13 protein-coding genes are annotated in these 14,669 nt (G+C 57.3%); 10 read left to right on the top strand and 3 right to left on the bottom strand.

The window, feature by feature from the left end; translation table 11 throughout:
- The first annotated feature begins 53 nt into the window (after positions 1-53).
- The 6 genes from NQH49_RS19435 to NQH49_RS19410 all read left to right on the top strand — a co-directional run bounded on the left by NQH49_RS19435 (position 54) and on the right by NQH49_RS19410 (position 6,859).
- The gene (locus NQH49_RS19435) at positions 54-1,448 is read left to right on the top strand and encodes an LLM class flavin-dependent oxidoreductase (RefSeq protein ID WP_256699048.1); all 1,395 of its coding nucleotides are present in this window, start codon (positions 54-56) and stop codon (positions 1,446-1,448) included.
- The gene (locus NQH49_RS19430) at positions 1,445-2,464 is read left to right on the top strand and encodes a methionine ABC transporter ATP-binding protein (RefSeq protein ID WP_256699046.1); all 1,020 of its coding nucleotides are present in this window, start codon (positions 1,445-1,447) and stop codon (positions 2,462-2,464) included. The genes NQH49_RS19435 and NQH49_RS19430 overlap by 4 nt, the downstream gene beginning before the upstream one ends.
- Positions 2,461-3,159: a methionine ABC transporter permease gene (locus tag NQH49_RS19425; RefSeq protein WP_256699044.1), complete on the top strand. Its 699-nt coding sequence runs from the start codon at positions 2,461-2,463 to the stop codon at positions 3,157-3,159. Before NQH49_RS19430 ends, NQH49_RS19425 begins: the two co-directional genes overlap by 4 nt.
- Positions 3,156-4,031 (top strand): MetQ/NlpA family ABC transporter substrate-binding protein, encoded by an 876-nt coding sequence (locus tag NQH49_RS19420; RefSeq protein ID WP_256699043.1) that lies wholly within the window; start codon positions 3,156-3,158, stop codon positions 4,029-4,031. The genes NQH49_RS19425 and NQH49_RS19420 overlap by 4 nt, the downstream gene beginning before the upstream one ends.
- Positions 4,032-4,208: 177 nt before the next feature.
- Entirely contained in the window at positions 4,209-5,648 is a 1,440-nt protein-coding gene (locus NQH49_RS19415) for an MFS transporter (RefSeq protein WP_256699042.1), read from the top strand.
- Positions 5,645-6,859, top strand: a complete 1,215-nt coding sequence (locus tag NQH49_RS19410) for an acyl-CoA dehydrogenase family protein (RefSeq protein WP_256699041.1) — start codon at positions 5,645-5,647, stop codon at positions 6,857-6,859. Before NQH49_RS19415 ends, NQH49_RS19410 begins: the two co-directional genes overlap by 4 nt.
- Before the next feature lie 75 nt (positions 6,860-6,934).
- Here NQH49_RS19410 and NQH49_RS19405 read toward each other — a convergent pair whose 3' ends face one another.
- Complete coding sequence (locus NQH49_RS19405; protein ID WP_256699040.1) at positions 6,935-7,882, bottom strand: sulfonate ABC transporter substrate-binding protein; 948 nt, start codon at positions 7,880-7,882, stop codon at positions 6,935-6,937.
- A gap of 254 nt (positions 7,883-8,136) precedes the next feature.
- On the opposite strand from NQH49_RS19405, the gene NQH49_RS19400 reads away from it, so the two are divergent.
- Together NQH49_RS19400 and NQH49_RS19395 are read left to right on the top strand one after the other, a co-directional pair.
- On the top strand, positions 8,137-10,194 hold the full coding sequence (locus NQH49_RS19400; protein ID WP_256699039.1) for an FUSC family protein: 2,058 nt from the start codon (positions 8,137-8,139) through the stop codon (positions 10,192-10,194).
- 15 nt (positions 10,195-10,209) lie between these two features.
- Entirely contained in the window at positions 10,210-10,899 is a 690-nt protein-coding gene (locus tag NQH49_RS19395) for an aspartate/glutamate racemase family protein (RefSeq protein ID WP_256699038.1), read from the top strand.
- A gap of 69 nt (positions 10,900-10,968) precedes the next feature.
- On the opposite strand, the gene NQH49_RS19390 is transcribed toward NQH49_RS19395, so the two are convergent.
- Positions 10,969-12,036 carry a LacI family DNA-binding transcriptional regulator gene (locus NQH49_RS19390; RefSeq protein WP_256699037.1) on the bottom strand — a complete coding sequence of 356 codons (1,068 nt, stop codon included), beginning with the start codon at positions 12,034-12,036 and terminating at the stop codon, positions 10,969-10,971.
- 99 nt (positions 12,037-12,135) lie between these two features.
- Here NQH49_RS19390 and NQH49_RS19385 point away from each other — a divergent pair, with 99 nt between their 5' ends.
- Positions 12,136-12,903, top strand: coding sequence for an ElyC/SanA/YdcF family protein (locus tag NQH49_RS19385; RefSeq protein WP_256699036.1), 768 nt, complete (start codon positions 12,136-12,138; stop codon positions 12,901-12,903).
- 32 nt (positions 12,904-12,935) lie between these two features.
- Here NQH49_RS19385 and NQH49_RS19380 read toward each other — a convergent pair whose 3' ends face one another.
- Positions 12,936-13,847, bottom strand: coding sequence for a ketopantoate reductase family protein (locus NQH49_RS19380; RefSeq protein WP_256699035.1), 912 nt, complete (start codon positions 13,845-13,847; stop codon positions 12,936-12,938).
- Between the two features lie 211 nt (positions 13,848-14,058).
- On the opposite strand from NQH49_RS19380, the gene NQH49_RS19375 reads away from it, so the two are divergent.
- Positions 14,059-14,669, top strand: a 611-nt coding sequence (locus NQH49_RS19375) for a GTP-binding protein (protein ID WP_256699417.1), incomplete at its 3' end; no start/stop codon positions are given.

Below are 14,669 nucleotides of genomic sequence, written 5' to 3'. Positions count from 1 at the left end.
AACTGACGAACGCCGGGTCGTAACACGATCACGGCCTCGCTATGGAGATTGCTATGCCATCGCAACGTGAAATTCGCTTGAACGCATTTGATATGAACTGTGTCGGACACCAGTCGCCGGGTTTGTGGGCGCATCCGCGTGACCGTTCCTGGCAATATAAAGATCTGGAGTATTGGGTCGATTTGGCGCGCCTGCTGGAACGCGGCAAGTTTGACGGCCTGTTTATCGCCGACGTGCTCGGCGTTTACGACGTACTGAACGGCAACGGCGATGCGGCAATCCGCCAGGCGACGCAGGTGCCGGTCAACGATCCGCTGGCGTTGATTACGCCGATGGCGCTGGTCACCGAACATCTCGGGTTTGGTCTCACCGCGTCGCTGTCGTTTGAACATCCCTATCCGTTTGCGCGCCGCTTATCGACGCTCGATCACCTGACCAAAGGCCGCATCGGCTGGAACATCGTTACTTCGTATCTGGAGAGCGGGGCGCGCAACATTGGGCATAAAACTCAGACCGATCACGACAGCCGCTACGATTACGCCGACGAGTATCTGCAAGTGGTGTACAAACTGCTGGAAGGCAGCTGGGAGCAAGATGCGGTATTGCGTGACCGTGAACGCCGCATCTTCAGCGACCCGCGCAAAATCCACCCCATCAATCATCAGGGCACTTTCTTCAACGTACCGGGGATTCACCTGTGCGAACCGTCACCACAGCGCACGCCGGTGCTGTATCAGGCGGGCGCATCGAGTCGCGGCAAACAGTTTGCGGCAGAACATGCCGAATGCGTGTTTGTTGCTGCGCCGTCAAAAGTGCTGCTGAAGAAAACTGTCGCCGATATTCGCCGCCGTGCGGCGGAAGCGGGGCGCGATCCTTACAGCATCAAAATCTTCAATCTGCAAACCGTGATTGTCGGCGAAACCGATCTGGCGGCGCAGGCGAAGTGGAAAGAGTACACCAGCTGGGTCAGTTATGAAGGCGCGCTGGCGCTGGTGTCGGGTTGGACCGGCATCGACTTCGGCCAGTATCAGCCGGATCAGGTGCTGAAATATATCCACACCAACGCCATTCAATCAGCGGTCGAAACCTTCTCCACCGCCGATCCCGATCGTCAGTGGACGGTAAAAGCGCTAGCGGATTGGGTCGGTATCGGCGGCTTTGGTCCGCTGATTGTCGGCAGCGCGGAAACTGTCGCGGATGAGTTGCAAAGCTGGGTCGAAGAGACCGACGTCGATGGCTTCAACTTCGCCTACGCACTGACGCATGAAACCTTTGAAGATGTGGTGGAGCTGCTGATCCCGCAACTGCAAAAACGCGGCGTCTACAAAAAAGAGTATGCGCAGGGCACGCTGCGCGAGAAGTTATTCGCCGCCGGGCCGCAGCTGCAGGCACCGCATCCGGGCGCGGGTTATCGCGTTAAAGCCTCCACGCTGCAGGAGGTCTCATGATCGAAATAGATAACCTCAGCAAACACTATCGCGCGCCCGACGGCCGCATCACCGAGGTGCTGAAATCCATCAGCCTGCAGGTGCCGCAAGCCAACATTACCGCCGTTGTTGGGCCGAGCGGCGCGGGTAAATCGACGCTGGCGAAATGCATCAGCCTGCTGGAACAACCGAGCGCCGGCAGCATCCGCGTTAACGGCAGCGATCTCTCGCGGCTGGATGGCGAAGCGCTGCGTCAGGCGCGTCGCTCAATTGGTACCGTGTTCCAGTCTTCCGCGCTGCTGCAACGCAAAACCGCGTGGGAGAACATCGCCTTGCCGCTGCACTATCTCGGCGTGGTGGAGCGCGATATCGCCGCACGTGTGGGCGAATTGCTGGACAGCGTTGGCCTCAGCCACAAAGCTAAAGCCTATCCCGGCCAGCTTTCCGGTGGTCAGCGGCAGCGTATAGGCATCGCGCGGGCGCTGGCGTTGCGCCCTTCGGTGTTGCTGGCGGATGAGGCCACCTCAGGGCTCGATCCCGAAGCCACCATCACCGTACTCGACCTGCTGAAAAAACTGCGAGATGACTACAAGCTGGCGATTGTGCTGATCACCCATGAAATGGATGCGGTGCGTCAGGCGGCTGATGCGGTAGCGGAAATTCGCGACGGCCAAATCGTGCAGTACGGCGTGGTGAAAGAGTTGCTGGCGCAGCCGGATTCTCTATTGGGACAGCGCCTGTTCCCGCTGGCGGCGCAGGCGGGCGATGCCGAACTGGTGTTGCAGCTCAGCTATCGCACCGATGTCCCGGTCGCCAGCGACTGGATATCGCGCCTCAGCCAGCAGTTTGGTTTGCGTATTGATCTGCTCGGTGCGCATGTTGAGCTGGTAAACGGTCTGCAAGCCGGCCGCCTCAAGGTGGGCATTCACTTTCAGCATGAGCGCGTGCCGCTGGCACGCTTGCTGTCGCAGCTGGAACAACTGGGCTTAGTTGCCAGCGTTTCCGGCAGCGTGTTGCCATTGCGGGAGGCGGTATGAGCGTATCAGTGATAAGTCAGGATACGCCGTGGCCAGAAATCCCGGCGTTGATGCTGCCCGCTCTGGGCGAAACCGCATTGATGGTGGTGATCGTGATGCTGTTTGTGGTCACCTTCGGCGGCATCGTCGGTGTGGTGCTGTTTAACACCTCGATGCGCGGCCTGTTTCCGCATCGCGGTATTAACCGGGTGCTGAGTTGGATTGTGAACATGGGGCGTTCGCTGCCGTTTCTGGTACTGATGGCGGCCATCATTCCGTTCACCTTCTGGCTCACCGGCACCACCATCGGCATTCCCGCTGCCGTTGTGCCGATGATCGCCGCCGGCATTCCGTTCTTTGGCCGTCTGGTGGACAACGCGCTGCGTGAGCTGCCCGGCGAAGTCACGGCGGTAGGTTTGGTATGTGGCGGTTCGCGCTGGCAAATCATCCGCTCGGCACAACTCAGTGAAGCGCTACCGGCGATTGTTGCGGCGGTGACACTCAACCTGATCTCAATGATTGAGTACTCCGCCATTGCCGGCACCATCGGCGCGGGCGGGATCGGTTATCTGGCGGTGGTGTACGGCTATCAGCGCTTCGACAACCACATCATGATCGCCACCATCGTGGTGCTAATCGCCCTCATTCAAACCATCCAATTTCTCGGCGACCGTTTGGTCACCGCATTACGCCATCCTCAGGGGACATCGTTATGACAACACAAGATTTCGAACTGCGTAAAACCCGCCGCTGGCCGTGGCTGCTACTGATTATAGTGGTCGTTGTACTCGCAGCAGGCGGCTGGTTCTGGCGCGGCCAACAGGCGCAGGCGGTGGTATTTGGTACCACGCTGAAGGTGCATTTTGAACCGGCGATGGCCGGCGAGCAGAAGCTGATCGAATACGTTGGTGAGCACATCGCGCCGGATTACGGCCTGACGCTGGAAGCGGTGGGCGTGCAGGATCCGGTGCAAGCCGACCGCGCGGTAGCGGAAGGGCAGTATGCTGCGACGATATATCAGCACCAATGGTGGCTGAAGCAAGTGGTGGATGCCAACGGCTTTGCGCTGACTTCAACGCTGCCGCTGTTCCAGTGGGCGTTTGGTATTTATTCCGATCGCTACACATCGGTGGCGGATCTGCCGCAGGGCGCGACCATCGTGGTGCCGGATGACGGCGCCAATCAGGGCCAGGCATTATGGTTGCTGGCGCGTCAGGGTTTAATCACGCTCGATCCCAACGTTGAGCCGCGCACGGCCAAACTGAAGAACATTGTTGGCAATCCGCACGGCTTCGTATTTAAAGAACTCGATCTGCTGACCATGCCGCGTGCACTCAACTCGGTGGATGCGGCAATTGGTTACGTCTCGCAATTCGACGCCGGTAAAGTGCCGCGCGAAAAAGGCATTCTCTTCCCACCTGCACCGCGTACTTTCGCCTCACAGCTGGTGATTGGCACGCCTTACCTGGACCAGGAAAATATTGAGAAGCTGAAAAAAGCCTTCTCCGATCCGCGCGTCCAGCAGTGGTTGAAGACCACCGACGATCCGCTGGTAAAAGGGGTGTTGGTGCCGGTCTCAGCCGAGTAAGTTTTTGCTGATTGCATACCCGGACGCGTCAGGCGTGTCCGGGTTTTTGTGTTGGCGAAAATTCAATTATCTAATTGATTTTAATGTAAATTAATATCAAGAATTGTTGTTTTGGTACCGCTAAAAAAACGCTTATAACAACCTCACCTGCACTACAAAACAACAACGTGAGGCGTTATGAGTTCTCTTCCTTTAGAAAACACCATTCCGGTTTCTGAACCGGTACGTTCGGTCAGTGACGTGGCAAGACTGATCAACACTCGCACCAAAAATGACAACTACGCGCGTATGATTGTGTTCCTCGCGCTCGGCGGCGTGTTTCTCGACGCCTACGATCTCACCACGCTGTCGTACGGCATCGATGATGTGGTGCGCGAGTTTCAACTTTCGCCGCTGCTCACCGGCTTAGTCACATCCTCAATTATGGTTGGCACCATTGTTGGCAATCTGGTGGGCGGCTGGCTGACCGATAAATATGGCCGCTATTCAGTGTTTATGGCCGACATGCTGTTCTTTGTGGTTTCAGCGATTGCGGCGGGCTTGGCGCCGAATGTTTGGGTGCTGATTGGCGCGCGTTTCCTGATGGGCGTTGGCGTTGGGATCGATCTGCCGGTGGCGATGTCGTATCTGGCGGAGTTCTCCAAATTCGCCGGGAAAGGCAACAAAGCCGCGCGACTCGCAGCCTGGTGCCCGATGTGGTACGCCGCGTCAACGCTGTGCTTCCTGTTGATCTTCGCGCTCTACTTCCTGCTGCCAAAAGAGCATCTTGACTGGCTGTGGCGCGCGTCGCTGCTGTTCGGTGCGGTACCGGCGCTGCTGATCATCGCTGTGCGCAGCAAATTCATGAACGAATCGCCCCTGTGGGCGGCGAATCAGGGCGATCTGAAATCGGCGGTGCGCATCCTGCGTGATTCCTACGGTATCCACGCACACGAAGCGGAACACGAAGCGCCACCGGCTGCTGCGGCACCGAAAGTGAGTTTCCGCGTGCTGTTTGAGAAACCGTGGCGCGAACGCACCATCGTTGCGGGCGTGATGAACATCTGTATCTCGTTTGAATACACCGCCATTGCTTTCTTCCTGCCGTCGATTCTGGCGCAGTTCCTCGGCGCGGGTGTGTTTGAAACCATCTCGGCCTCGCTGGGACTCAACGCGCTGTTCGCCTTCACCGGCGGTCTGCTCGGCATGCGTCTGGCATGGAAATATCCGTCGCGCCACGTCGCCATCGCTGGCTTTGCGCTGCAATTCTTTGCGCTGATCGCGCTGGCGTTGATTGGTCATCCAGAAGCCATCGCTGGAATTGTCTTTGCGGTATTGATGCTCGGTTTGTGGCTGTTTGCTGAAGGCTTCGGGCCGGGCGCGCAGCTGATGGTCTATCCGGCACTTTCTTATCCAACCTCGATTCGCGCCACTGGCGTGGGCTTCAGCCGCGCACTTTCCGGCATTGGCAGTGCGTTAGCGCTGTTCATCCTGCCGATTCTGCAGGCCGCGCTCGGCACCAACATGTTCTGGGTGGTTTCGCTAGCGGCGATCATCCCAATCTTCTTCCTGCTGGCGGTGCGCCACGAGCCCACGCTGCATGACATCGACGATCTTTCACATCAGGAGTTACCATGAGTTTACTGGCAACAGGTACCGATTATGCGGCGCTGGCAGCGCACTTCCGACCCATCTTCGCGCGCATCGCTGAAGGAACGGTGGCGCGTGAGCGCGAACGTATTTTGCCGCATCAGCCGATTTACTGGCTGAAAGAGGCGGGATTCGGCACGGTGCGCATTCCAAAAGAGAAGGGCGGTTGGGGCGCATCGCTGCCGCAGCTGTTCCAGCTGTTAACTGAACTGGCAGAAGCCGACTCGAATCTGCCTCAGGCGCTGCGCGCCCATTTTGCCTTTGTTGAAGACCGGCTGAACCAGCCGGACAGCGCGGAACGCGATCGCTGGTTTGGCCGTTTTATTGATGGCGAGCTGGTGGGCAGCGGCTGGACGGAAATTGGCGCGGTAAAACTCGGCGATGTCATCACGCGCATCACGTCTGCCGAAAACGGCTGGACGCTCAGCGGCGAGAAGTTTTACAGCACCGGCGCACTGTTCGCCGACTGGATTGACGTCTATGCGCGCCGCAACGATAACCAGGGCGATGTCATCGCTCTGGTGAACACCCACCAACCCGGCGTAACGCGTGAAGACGATTGGGACGGATTTGGCCAGCGCTTAACCGGCAGCGGCACCACGCGTTTTGACAGTGCCCATGTTGAGCAGGAACACGTCTACGATTTCGCTACGCGATTCCGTTATCAAACCGCCTTCTACCAGCATGTGTTACTGGCAACGCTGGCGGGAATTGGTCGTGCGGTGGCGCGCGATGGTGCGCAAGCGGTGGCGGCGCGAAATCGGGTTTACAGCCACGGCAACGGCGGCGTTGTGCGTCAGGATGCGCAGATTCTGCAGGTGATCGGGGAAATCACCAGCCTGGCGTTTGCGGTAGAAGCCACGGTGATCCGCGCGACACATTCACTGCAATCAGCATACGTTGCCCACTTGAGCAGCGATGAAGCGCAAGTTGCCGCAGCGAATGTGCTGGCCGAAGCCGAAGCGGGCCAGGCGCAGGTGATCGCCAGCGAACTGGTAACACGCGCTGCTACCGAACTGTTCAACGCGTTGGGCGCATCCGATACGCGCGTCAGCAAAGCGCTGGATCGTCACTGGCGTAACGCGCGAACCGTATCGTCACATAATCCGGTGGTGTACAAAGCGCGCGATATCGGCGATTGGAAAGTGAATGGCGCCGCCCCGACGGGGATTTGGCAGATTGGCAGAGGCGAGGGCTGATAAAAACCGGTGCGCATGAATCGGCACCGGGCATGTAGGGTCGCCATTCATGGCGACCTTGTTGTTGGTAATGATTTACTTCTTATCCAGCGACCAGGTCGCGCTGCGCACATCCACTTTCACTGGCAACAGACCCACGCGCGTAAAGGTATCCGCTAACGCCTGCTGCTCATCAAACACCTGCGGGGTCATGCGCGACGCGCCGTAAGGCAGACGTTTAATGGTGGTTTGCCAGATGGCTTTATCCAGGCCGGTAGATTTCGACAGAATCGCGGCCGCGTCATCCGGGTTCTTGTTGGCCCAATCGCTGAGTTTGCTCAGCTCATCAACCACCTGTTTCGCGGTATCAGGATGGCCTTCCGCAAACGGGCGGCTGGCGAGATAGAAAGTGTAATGCGGCACTAATCCTTCCGCGTTACGGATTTCACGCGCACCGGCGTTGGCTTCCACTTCTGCCAGGTATGGATCCCAAATCACCCACGCATCAATCGCGCCTTTCTGGAACGCCGCGCGCGCATCGGCGGGTGGCAGATACACCGGCGTCACGTCTTTGTAGTTCAGCCCCGCATCTTCCAGCGCTTTCACCAGCAGATAGTTAACGTCAGAGCCTTTGTTCAGACCGACGCGTTTGCCTTTCAGATCCGCCACGCTTTTAATTGCAGAGTCTTTCGGCACCACGATGGCTTCCGTTTTCGGGTTAGCCGGAGAGTGACCGAGATAGATCAAATCGGCTTTCGCGGCCTGCGCGAAGGCGGGCGGCGCATCGCCGGTAGCGGCCAAATCAATGCTGCCGACGTTTAAGCCCTCTAGCATCTGCGGACCCGCCGGGAATTCGACCCAGCGGATAGCGATGCCTTCCTTTTTAAAGGTTTCGTCCAGCGTGCCGCGATATTTTAGCAGAGCAAAGATATTGGCTTTCTGATAGCCGATGGTGACGGTTTCTGGGTTAGCGGCAAAGGCGTGTGTGGAGAGCAGGTTAACGCTGAGAGCTAAAACGCTCAGGACTGAAATTTTTGCTTTCATGGTGGTTCTCGTGTGGTTTTTTTGCCACCTTAGCAAAGCTGTTATATAACCAATAAATAATTAATTTTGATCGCTTATAACCATTATTTATGTGATCTGGATCATTCACTGTAATCAGCAAACAAGGTTCGGATTTCCATAGATGCCCACATAATTAGCACGGTAATAATTTGTATAACAAATCAAAATGCCATTGCTAAATGCTTCTGTCAGGATAAGTCATTCCGCTGCCTGCATAAGGTTTTACCCGTTCTATGAAGTGGTTTTCACGAAGCGCAGTGCTGTTTTCTGCCAAAACCTGTCTTGCTGCCTTTCTGGCTTTTTACATTGCTTTGGAACTCAATCTCGACAAACCGGCCTGGTCACTGACTACAGTGTACGTTGCCTCGCAGCTCTATTCGGGATCGACGGTATCGAAATCGGTTTTTCGTTTCTTCGGTACTCTGCTGGGCGGTTTTTTTACGCTGCTGATCTATCCCGCCACGGTGCAGGATCCGCTGCTGTTCAGCCTGTGCATCTCGCTGTGGGTAGCGGTTTGCCTCTATCTTTCGCTGCACGACCGCACGCCAAAGAGCTACGTGTTTATGCTGGCGGGTTACAGCGCGGCGATCATGGGTTTTCCCGACGTGGTTTCGCCCTCGGCCATCACCTACACGGTGATTTCCCGCGTTGAGGAGATCACCGTGGCGATTGTTTGCAGCAGCCTGGTGCATCGCCTGCTGTGGCCGGTCTCGATGCGTAATCTGTTAGAGCAGAGCGTTAACCTGTGGTATCAGAACGCGCGCAAACTGTGCAGCGATCTGGTCACGGCGATGCCCGCTGAGAAGTCGGTCGAGCGCGAAGATATCCTGATTCAGATGGCCAACTATCCGCTTAACGTCGAAACGCTCATCACGCATTGTGTGTACGAAGGCGATGCCGCGCGGCGTCTGGTGCGCTTAGTCAGCGTGCAATATCAGCATCTCTCCTATTTCATCCCCACGCTGACGGCCATCGAATCACGCCTCAATCTACTGGCGCAGCAGCAAATCCGTTTTCCCGACTACATCGCTGAAGTCTTCCAGCAATTCTTGCTGTGGCTAAACGGGGAAGATCAGCTGCCGGTGCGCGACAAGCTCAGCCACGCGCAAGAGCAGCTGAAACGGGCGTGGCAAGAGGGCAGGCTCAACAGCGAAGAGAGCATTCTGCTGATGGGATTGCTCGAGCGCCTACTCAACTTTGTACGCATCGTCGATGCCTACCAAAGCGTTAGCGAGCGTGTGAGTGAGTGGACACCTGCGGTGAAAGCCGGAAAGATGGCGCGTGCGCATAAACACGTCGATAAAGGTTTGTTGCTGCTGTCGTCGTTTACCGCCTTTATCGCCACCTTCGTCACCTGCGTGTTTTGGATCGGCAGCGGCTGGGTGGATGGTGCCACCGCGCCGATGATGGCGGCGGTGCTGTGTTCCTTCTTCGCCGGCATGGACAGCCCAATTGCACCGATGAAGCTGTTCCTGAAAGGGGTGCTGATCTCCGTAATGATCAGCCTGCTGTATATCACCTTGCTGATTCCGCAGGCGGTGACCTTCGAAGCGCTGGTGATCTGCCTTGCGCCGGGCTTGCTGGCGCTGGGATTGGTTATCGCCAATCCGTCGACCAACCTGATTGGCCTGATTGTTGCCACGCAGATTCCTGGCTTGATTGGCATGAGCCACAACTTCAAGCCCGATTTACAGCTTATAGTGAACGCTATCCTTTCGACGCTGGTGGGCATTACCTTCGCGGTGGTAATTACGGCGCTGATCCGCAACAAGCGCCCGTCATGGACCGCCAAACGTGCGGTACGCAAAGGTATCCGCGAGCTGCTGCATTTTATCGCCACGGTGCGGCTCAACAGCGTCACGCTGACGGCGCGTCAGCAGTTTGTTTCGCGCACGCTGGATAAGGTCAACATTATTCTGCCGCGTAAGCGTGTTGATCCGGTGCCGGAGTTGGTCTCCGGCGGCAATCTGATTGCTGAAGCCTGGCTGGGCGCAAACTGTTACGACTATTACACGCGTCATCGTGAGCTGCTGCTGGCGCATCACATCGAAAGCGCGGCGATGTTCCATGAGCTAAGCCAGTTTCTTAAGCGCCGGTTGAAGTCGCTGCAAACCACGCCGCAGCCGGAATTGCTGGCGGAACTGAACACGCTGTTGCTACGGTTGGAAGCGGCGGCGCTGCGGGAGAACACGCTGTTTGCGCCGATGTTCCACCTGTTCAATATTCGTTTATCGCTGTTTCCTGCGGCGCGCTGGCCGGAAATCTCGTACAGTGCTGAACAGCATGTTTAAAACGGAGTTAAGCAGATGAAAATGATTGGTTTGATTGGCGGGATGAGCTGGGAATCCACCGCGCTCTATTACCGTATTATCAATGAGCAGGTGAAGCAGCAGCTGGGCGGATTGCACTCCGCGCGCAGCCTGATGTACAGCGTCGATTTCCATGAAATTGAAAAACTGCAGGCCGCAGGCGAGTGGCAACAAGCGGGTGAGATTCTGGCAGAAGCGGCTGTTAGCCTGGAAAAAGGCGGCGCAGATTTCATCGTGCTCTGTACCAACACCATGCACAAAGTCGCGCAGCAGATCACCGATGCGGTGAGCATTCCGCTGCTGCATATCGCCGATGCCACCGCACAGCGCATTCGTCAGGCGGGCGTTAAAAAAGTCGGTTTGCTGGCGACAGCGTTCACCATGGAGCAGGAATTTTACAAAGGTCGGCTTAATCAGTCGGAAATTGAGGTGCTGGTGCCCGATGCAGCAGGCCGCAAAGTGGTGCACGACATCATCTATCAGGAACTCTGTCTTGGCGTGATCCGCGATGAATCACGCGCGCAATACCGCAAGATTATTGCCGAGCTGGTGGAGCAGGGCGTAGAGGCGATCATTCTTGGTTGCACCGAAATCACCTTACTGGTGAAAGCTGAGGACGCCAGCGTTCCGCTGTTCGATACCACCTTGATCCACGCCGAAGACGCCGTAAAACTCGCGCTCTCGTAGGGTCGCCATTTATGGCGACCGATTGACAAGCATTACGAAATTCATGGCGGCCAGGCGCACCTCACCTATTTATGAGGTGCGCTTCAACTTGCGTGCCAGAACCTGCAACTGCTGCGCAATCTCCGCCACATCCACTTCATCCTGCAGCGGTGCTGCCGTAGTTTCCCGCAACACTAACTCGGTTTCCAGCGTCTTCTCTGTCACATCGCCGCCTTCCAGCTGAGCCAGCAAGCGATCAACGCTCACCACGCCCAACTGCTGCAGATCCTGACGCACGGTAGTTAACGGCGGCTGATACCACGCGCTTTCCGCTGTATCGTCATAACCAATCAGCGAAATCTCCGCTGGGATCCTCACGCCATGCTGATGCAGCGCGCGCATCGCGCCGAGCGCCATCTGATCGTTAGCCACCAGCAGCGCCTGCGGCAGACGGTCAGGTAACTGCGCCAGCAGCGCCTGATAGCCCGATGCCGCGCTCCAGTCACCGCTCAGCACGCAGAATGGCGTGAGTTGATGCGCGGCCAGCGCTTGCTGCCACGCAGCGAAACGCGCGCGCGCCGATGCAGAACTTGCCGGGCCATTTAACACGCCAATCTGACGATGGCCGAGCGCCACCAGATGATCAACCGCCTGCTGCGCACCGGATTCGCTTTGATACTGGCATTGCGCCACTTCAGCGCTGCGCTCCACGTCGAGAAACAGCACCGGTTTGTTGTCGCACTGTTGTTGAATCTGCGCGGCCTGCGCGGCATCCAGCGGCAGGTTGATCAGCAGCGCATCGACGCGCTGCGCCAGCAGTTCATTCACGGTGTCCTGCGGCGCGCTGTCGGGATTCGCCATGGCGATCACCAGATGATAACCCTGCGCTGCCGCACGTTGCTGAATCGCCGAAGCGATCTGGGCGGGCGCCATTAAGGCTAAATCACTGGTGGCAAGTCCCAGCGTGCGGGTGTTTTTCCCTGCTAACTGTTGCGCCACACGATTCGGCACATAGTTGAGCTGCTGCATTGCGGCTTCTACTTTGGCGCGGGTGCGCGGCGAAACCTGCTCGGAATGGTTGAGGACGCGGGAAACGGTTTGATAAGAAACCCCAGCCAGATGAGCAACATCGTCGAGGGTTACGGAGCGCGCAGTCATGAATCTCTCCTGAAGATTAAGCTGCGAGTGTAGCAAATTTTTCCCTGCCGACACGCACTTAAGCCGCTACACTGCCAAAGGTATAAAGAGGAGAACCGGATGCAACTCAATAACCATCAGATTCAGGATATCAATACCTTGGCGGCCTGGCTGGCGCTGGATCAGATGCCACAAGATGGCACGCTCGACATCGATTTAGCCATTCTCGCTGGTCACGCGGTGTTGCCGAACGTGGAAGCGGTGATTGCCGTGGCGAAAAAGTATCAGCTGCCGTTATTGATCAGCGGCGGCATTGGCCACTCAACGCCGCTGCTGGTGGAGATGCTCGCGGCGCATCCGCTGTATCGCCAAATTGATAGTAAAGACAAAAGCGAAGCCGAGTTGCTGGGCGATGTCGCCCGCGTATTTGCCGCGCTGCCGGACGATCTACTGCTGCTGGAAACCGCCTCATGCAACTGCGGGGAAAACGCCGCCTTCAGCCAAAAGCTGCTGGATGAGCACAGCTGGCAGCCGCAGCGCGTGCTGCTGGTGCAGGATCCGCTGATGCAGCGTCGCACCTGGGAAACCTTCCGCTATCAATGGCGCGATCGTGCGGATGCACCGGAATTTATCAGCTGGCCGGTATTTGTGCCGCAGGTGATGATGGACGCGGGCATGCTGCGCATCATCGGTGCGCCGCCGCAGGGATTGTGGTCGATGGAGCGTTTTCTGTCGCTGCTGATGGGTGAAATCCAGCGCTTGCGTGACGATGAAAATGGCTACGGCCCGCGCGGCAAAGGTTTCCTCGGCCACGTCGAGGTGCCAGAAGCGGTGGAAGCTGGCTGGCAACGCCTGAAGCAGTTGCCAGGCGTGCAGTCACGGTTATGAGATTTTGGTCGCCATCCCTGGCGACCCGTTTTTTATCGACCCTGCACATACACCTGCAAATTGACATACACCGCGTTCAGCAACGGCGTCACCACGCCGCTGCGTGCGCCGCGCACCAGCAGATCGCCAATCACCTGATCGGCCTCAATCTCAAAGCCCTGAGTTAAATCGCGATACATTGACGAGGTCATCGCTGCTTGGGGATTGTTTAGCGTCTCATAAATCTTCGCCGTCACCGCCGGGCGCTGCTGATAACCTTCCGCGCTCAGCACCGCCAACACTTCACCAAAAACAGTTTGCAGCAGCGCTTCGCCGCCTTGTGACGTCAGCACCTGTTGCGTATTACCGCGCGCGAGACAACACACCGCACCCAAGGTGCTGAGCAGCAACCATTTTTCCCACAGCTCGCTGATGATGTTATCGGCAAACACCGTATCAAACTGCGCCGCACGCAGCGCTTCATCCACGCGCTGCAAACGCGCATCGTTGTGACCGTCCAGCGCGCCGTAATAGAGGATATGCAGTGGCGTCATCTGCAGCACTTCGCCGTTTTCACCCAGCGTGGCGTTGATTTTGCACAAGCCGCCAATCACCTTGTCGCCAAAGCGCGCGCGCAGCGTATCGATATGTCGCATACCGTTGAGGATCGGCATGATCAGCGTGTCCGGACCGACAGCGGGCGCGATGTCGGTCATCGCCTGATCCAGCGCGAAGCTTTTCACCGTCAAAATAATCAGGTCAAAATGCCCCGAAAGCGAGCCGGCCTGCGCCAGCTGCGGCTGAATCACTTCGCTGCCGGTGGGCGTTTTCAGCACCAAACCGGTTTGCTGCAACTGCTGAAAGCGGCGCTCGCGCACCAGAAAAGTCACATCACGTCCTGCTTGCGCCAGACGCGCACCGAAATAGCCGCCGGTGGCGCCGGCGCCGACTACCAGAATACGCATGGTCAATTTTCCCGTTGAGAGTGAAAGCCTTACCTTAAAGTGACCGGCGACGGCTTTCCAGCCCGTTAATGCTGAATCAGATACAAGATTTTAACGATGTTTAAAAAAGGCTCAAACTGTTCGTATTTACTCGTACAATAGGTTTAGGCTGTTGCGCAGCGGTGGGCAATGGTGCGCGCCGCAGAACGAGTCGAATGACTAAGGACGCATCATGCCCCGAACCCTCCCCATCGAACGTTATCGCAACATCGGCATCTCCGCGCACATCGATGCCGGTAAAACCACCACCACTGAGCGCATCCTGTTTTACACCGGAATGAGCCACAAGTTAGGTGAAGTGCACGATGGCGCGGCAACCACCGACTGGATGGCGCAGGAGCAGGAGCGTGGTATCACCATTACCTCGGCAGCGGTGAGCTGCTTCTGGCCGGGCATGGACGGCAGCTTCACGCCGCACCGCATCAATATCATTGATACGCCCGGACACGTCGATTTCACCATAGAAGTTGAACGTTCAATGCGCGTGCTTGATGGCGCGGTGATGGTGTATGACGCCGTCGGCGGCGTGCAGCCCCAGTCTGAAACCGTGTGGCGCCAGGCTAACAAATATCATGTGCCGCGCATCGCCTTCGTCAACAAAATGGACCGTCAGGGCGCGGACTTCTTCCGCGTGGTGCAGATGATGAAAGACCGTCTGCACGCCAATCCGGTGCCGATCGTCATTCCTATTGGTGCGGAAGAGCACTTCAGCGGCGTGGTCGATCTCAACAAAATGCGCGCCATTTACTGGGACGACGCCAGCCAGGGCATGAGCTTCAGCTA

It is taken from the genome of Pantoea trifolii (assembly GCF_024506435.1).
Lineage (GTDB): Bacteria > Pseudomonadota > Gammaproteobacteria > Enterobacterales > Enterobacteriaceae > Pantoea > Pantoea trifolii.
This window is presented reverse-complemented; position numbering and strand designations above follow the sequence as displayed.

Coding starts and splice junctions, on each gene's coding strand:
- NQH49_RS19435 (WP_256699048.1), top strand. CDS start 54: ATGCCATCGCAACGTGAAATTCGCTTGAACGCATTTGATATGAACTGT.
- NQH49_RS19430 (WP_256699046.1), top strand. CDS start 1,445: ATGATCGAAATAGATAACCTCAGCAAACACTATCGCGCGCCCGACGGC.
- NQH49_RS19425 (WP_256699044.1), top strand. CDS start 2,461: ATGAGCGTATCAGTGATAAGTCAGGATACGCCGTGGCCAGAAATCCCG.
- NQH49_RS19420 (WP_256699043.1), top strand. CDS start 3,156: ATGACAACACAAGATTTCGAACTGCGTAAAACCCGCCGCTGGCCGTGG.
- NQH49_RS19415 (WP_256699042.1), top strand. CDS start 4,209: ATGAGTTCTCTTCCTTTAGAAAACACCATTCCGGTTTCTGAACCGGTA.
- NQH49_RS19410 (WP_256699041.1), top strand. CDS start 5,645: ATGAGTTTACTGGCAACAGGTACCGATTATGCGGCGCTGGCAGCGCAC.
- NQH49_RS19405 (WP_256699040.1), bottom strand. CDS start 7,882: ATGAAAGCAAAAATTTCAGTCCTGAGCGTTTTAGCTCTCAGCGTTAAC.
- NQH49_RS19400 (WP_256699039.1), top strand. CDS start 8,137: ATGAAGTGGTTTTCACGAAGCGCAGTGCTGTTTTCTGCCAAAACCTGT.
- NQH49_RS19395 (WP_256699038.1), top strand. CDS start 10,210: ATGAAAATGATTGGTTTGATTGGCGGGATGAGCTGGGAATCCACCGCG.
- NQH49_RS19390 (WP_256699037.1), bottom strand. CDS start 12,036: ATGACTGCGCGCTCCGTAACCCTCGACGATGTTGCTCATCTGGCTGGG.
- NQH49_RS19385 (WP_256699036.1), top strand. CDS start 12,136: ATGCAACTCAATAACCATCAGATTCAGGATATCAATACCTTGGCGGCC.
- NQH49_RS19380 (WP_256699035.1), bottom strand. CDS start 13,847: ATGCGTATTCTGGTAGTCGGCGCCGGCGCCACCGGCGGCTATTTCGGT.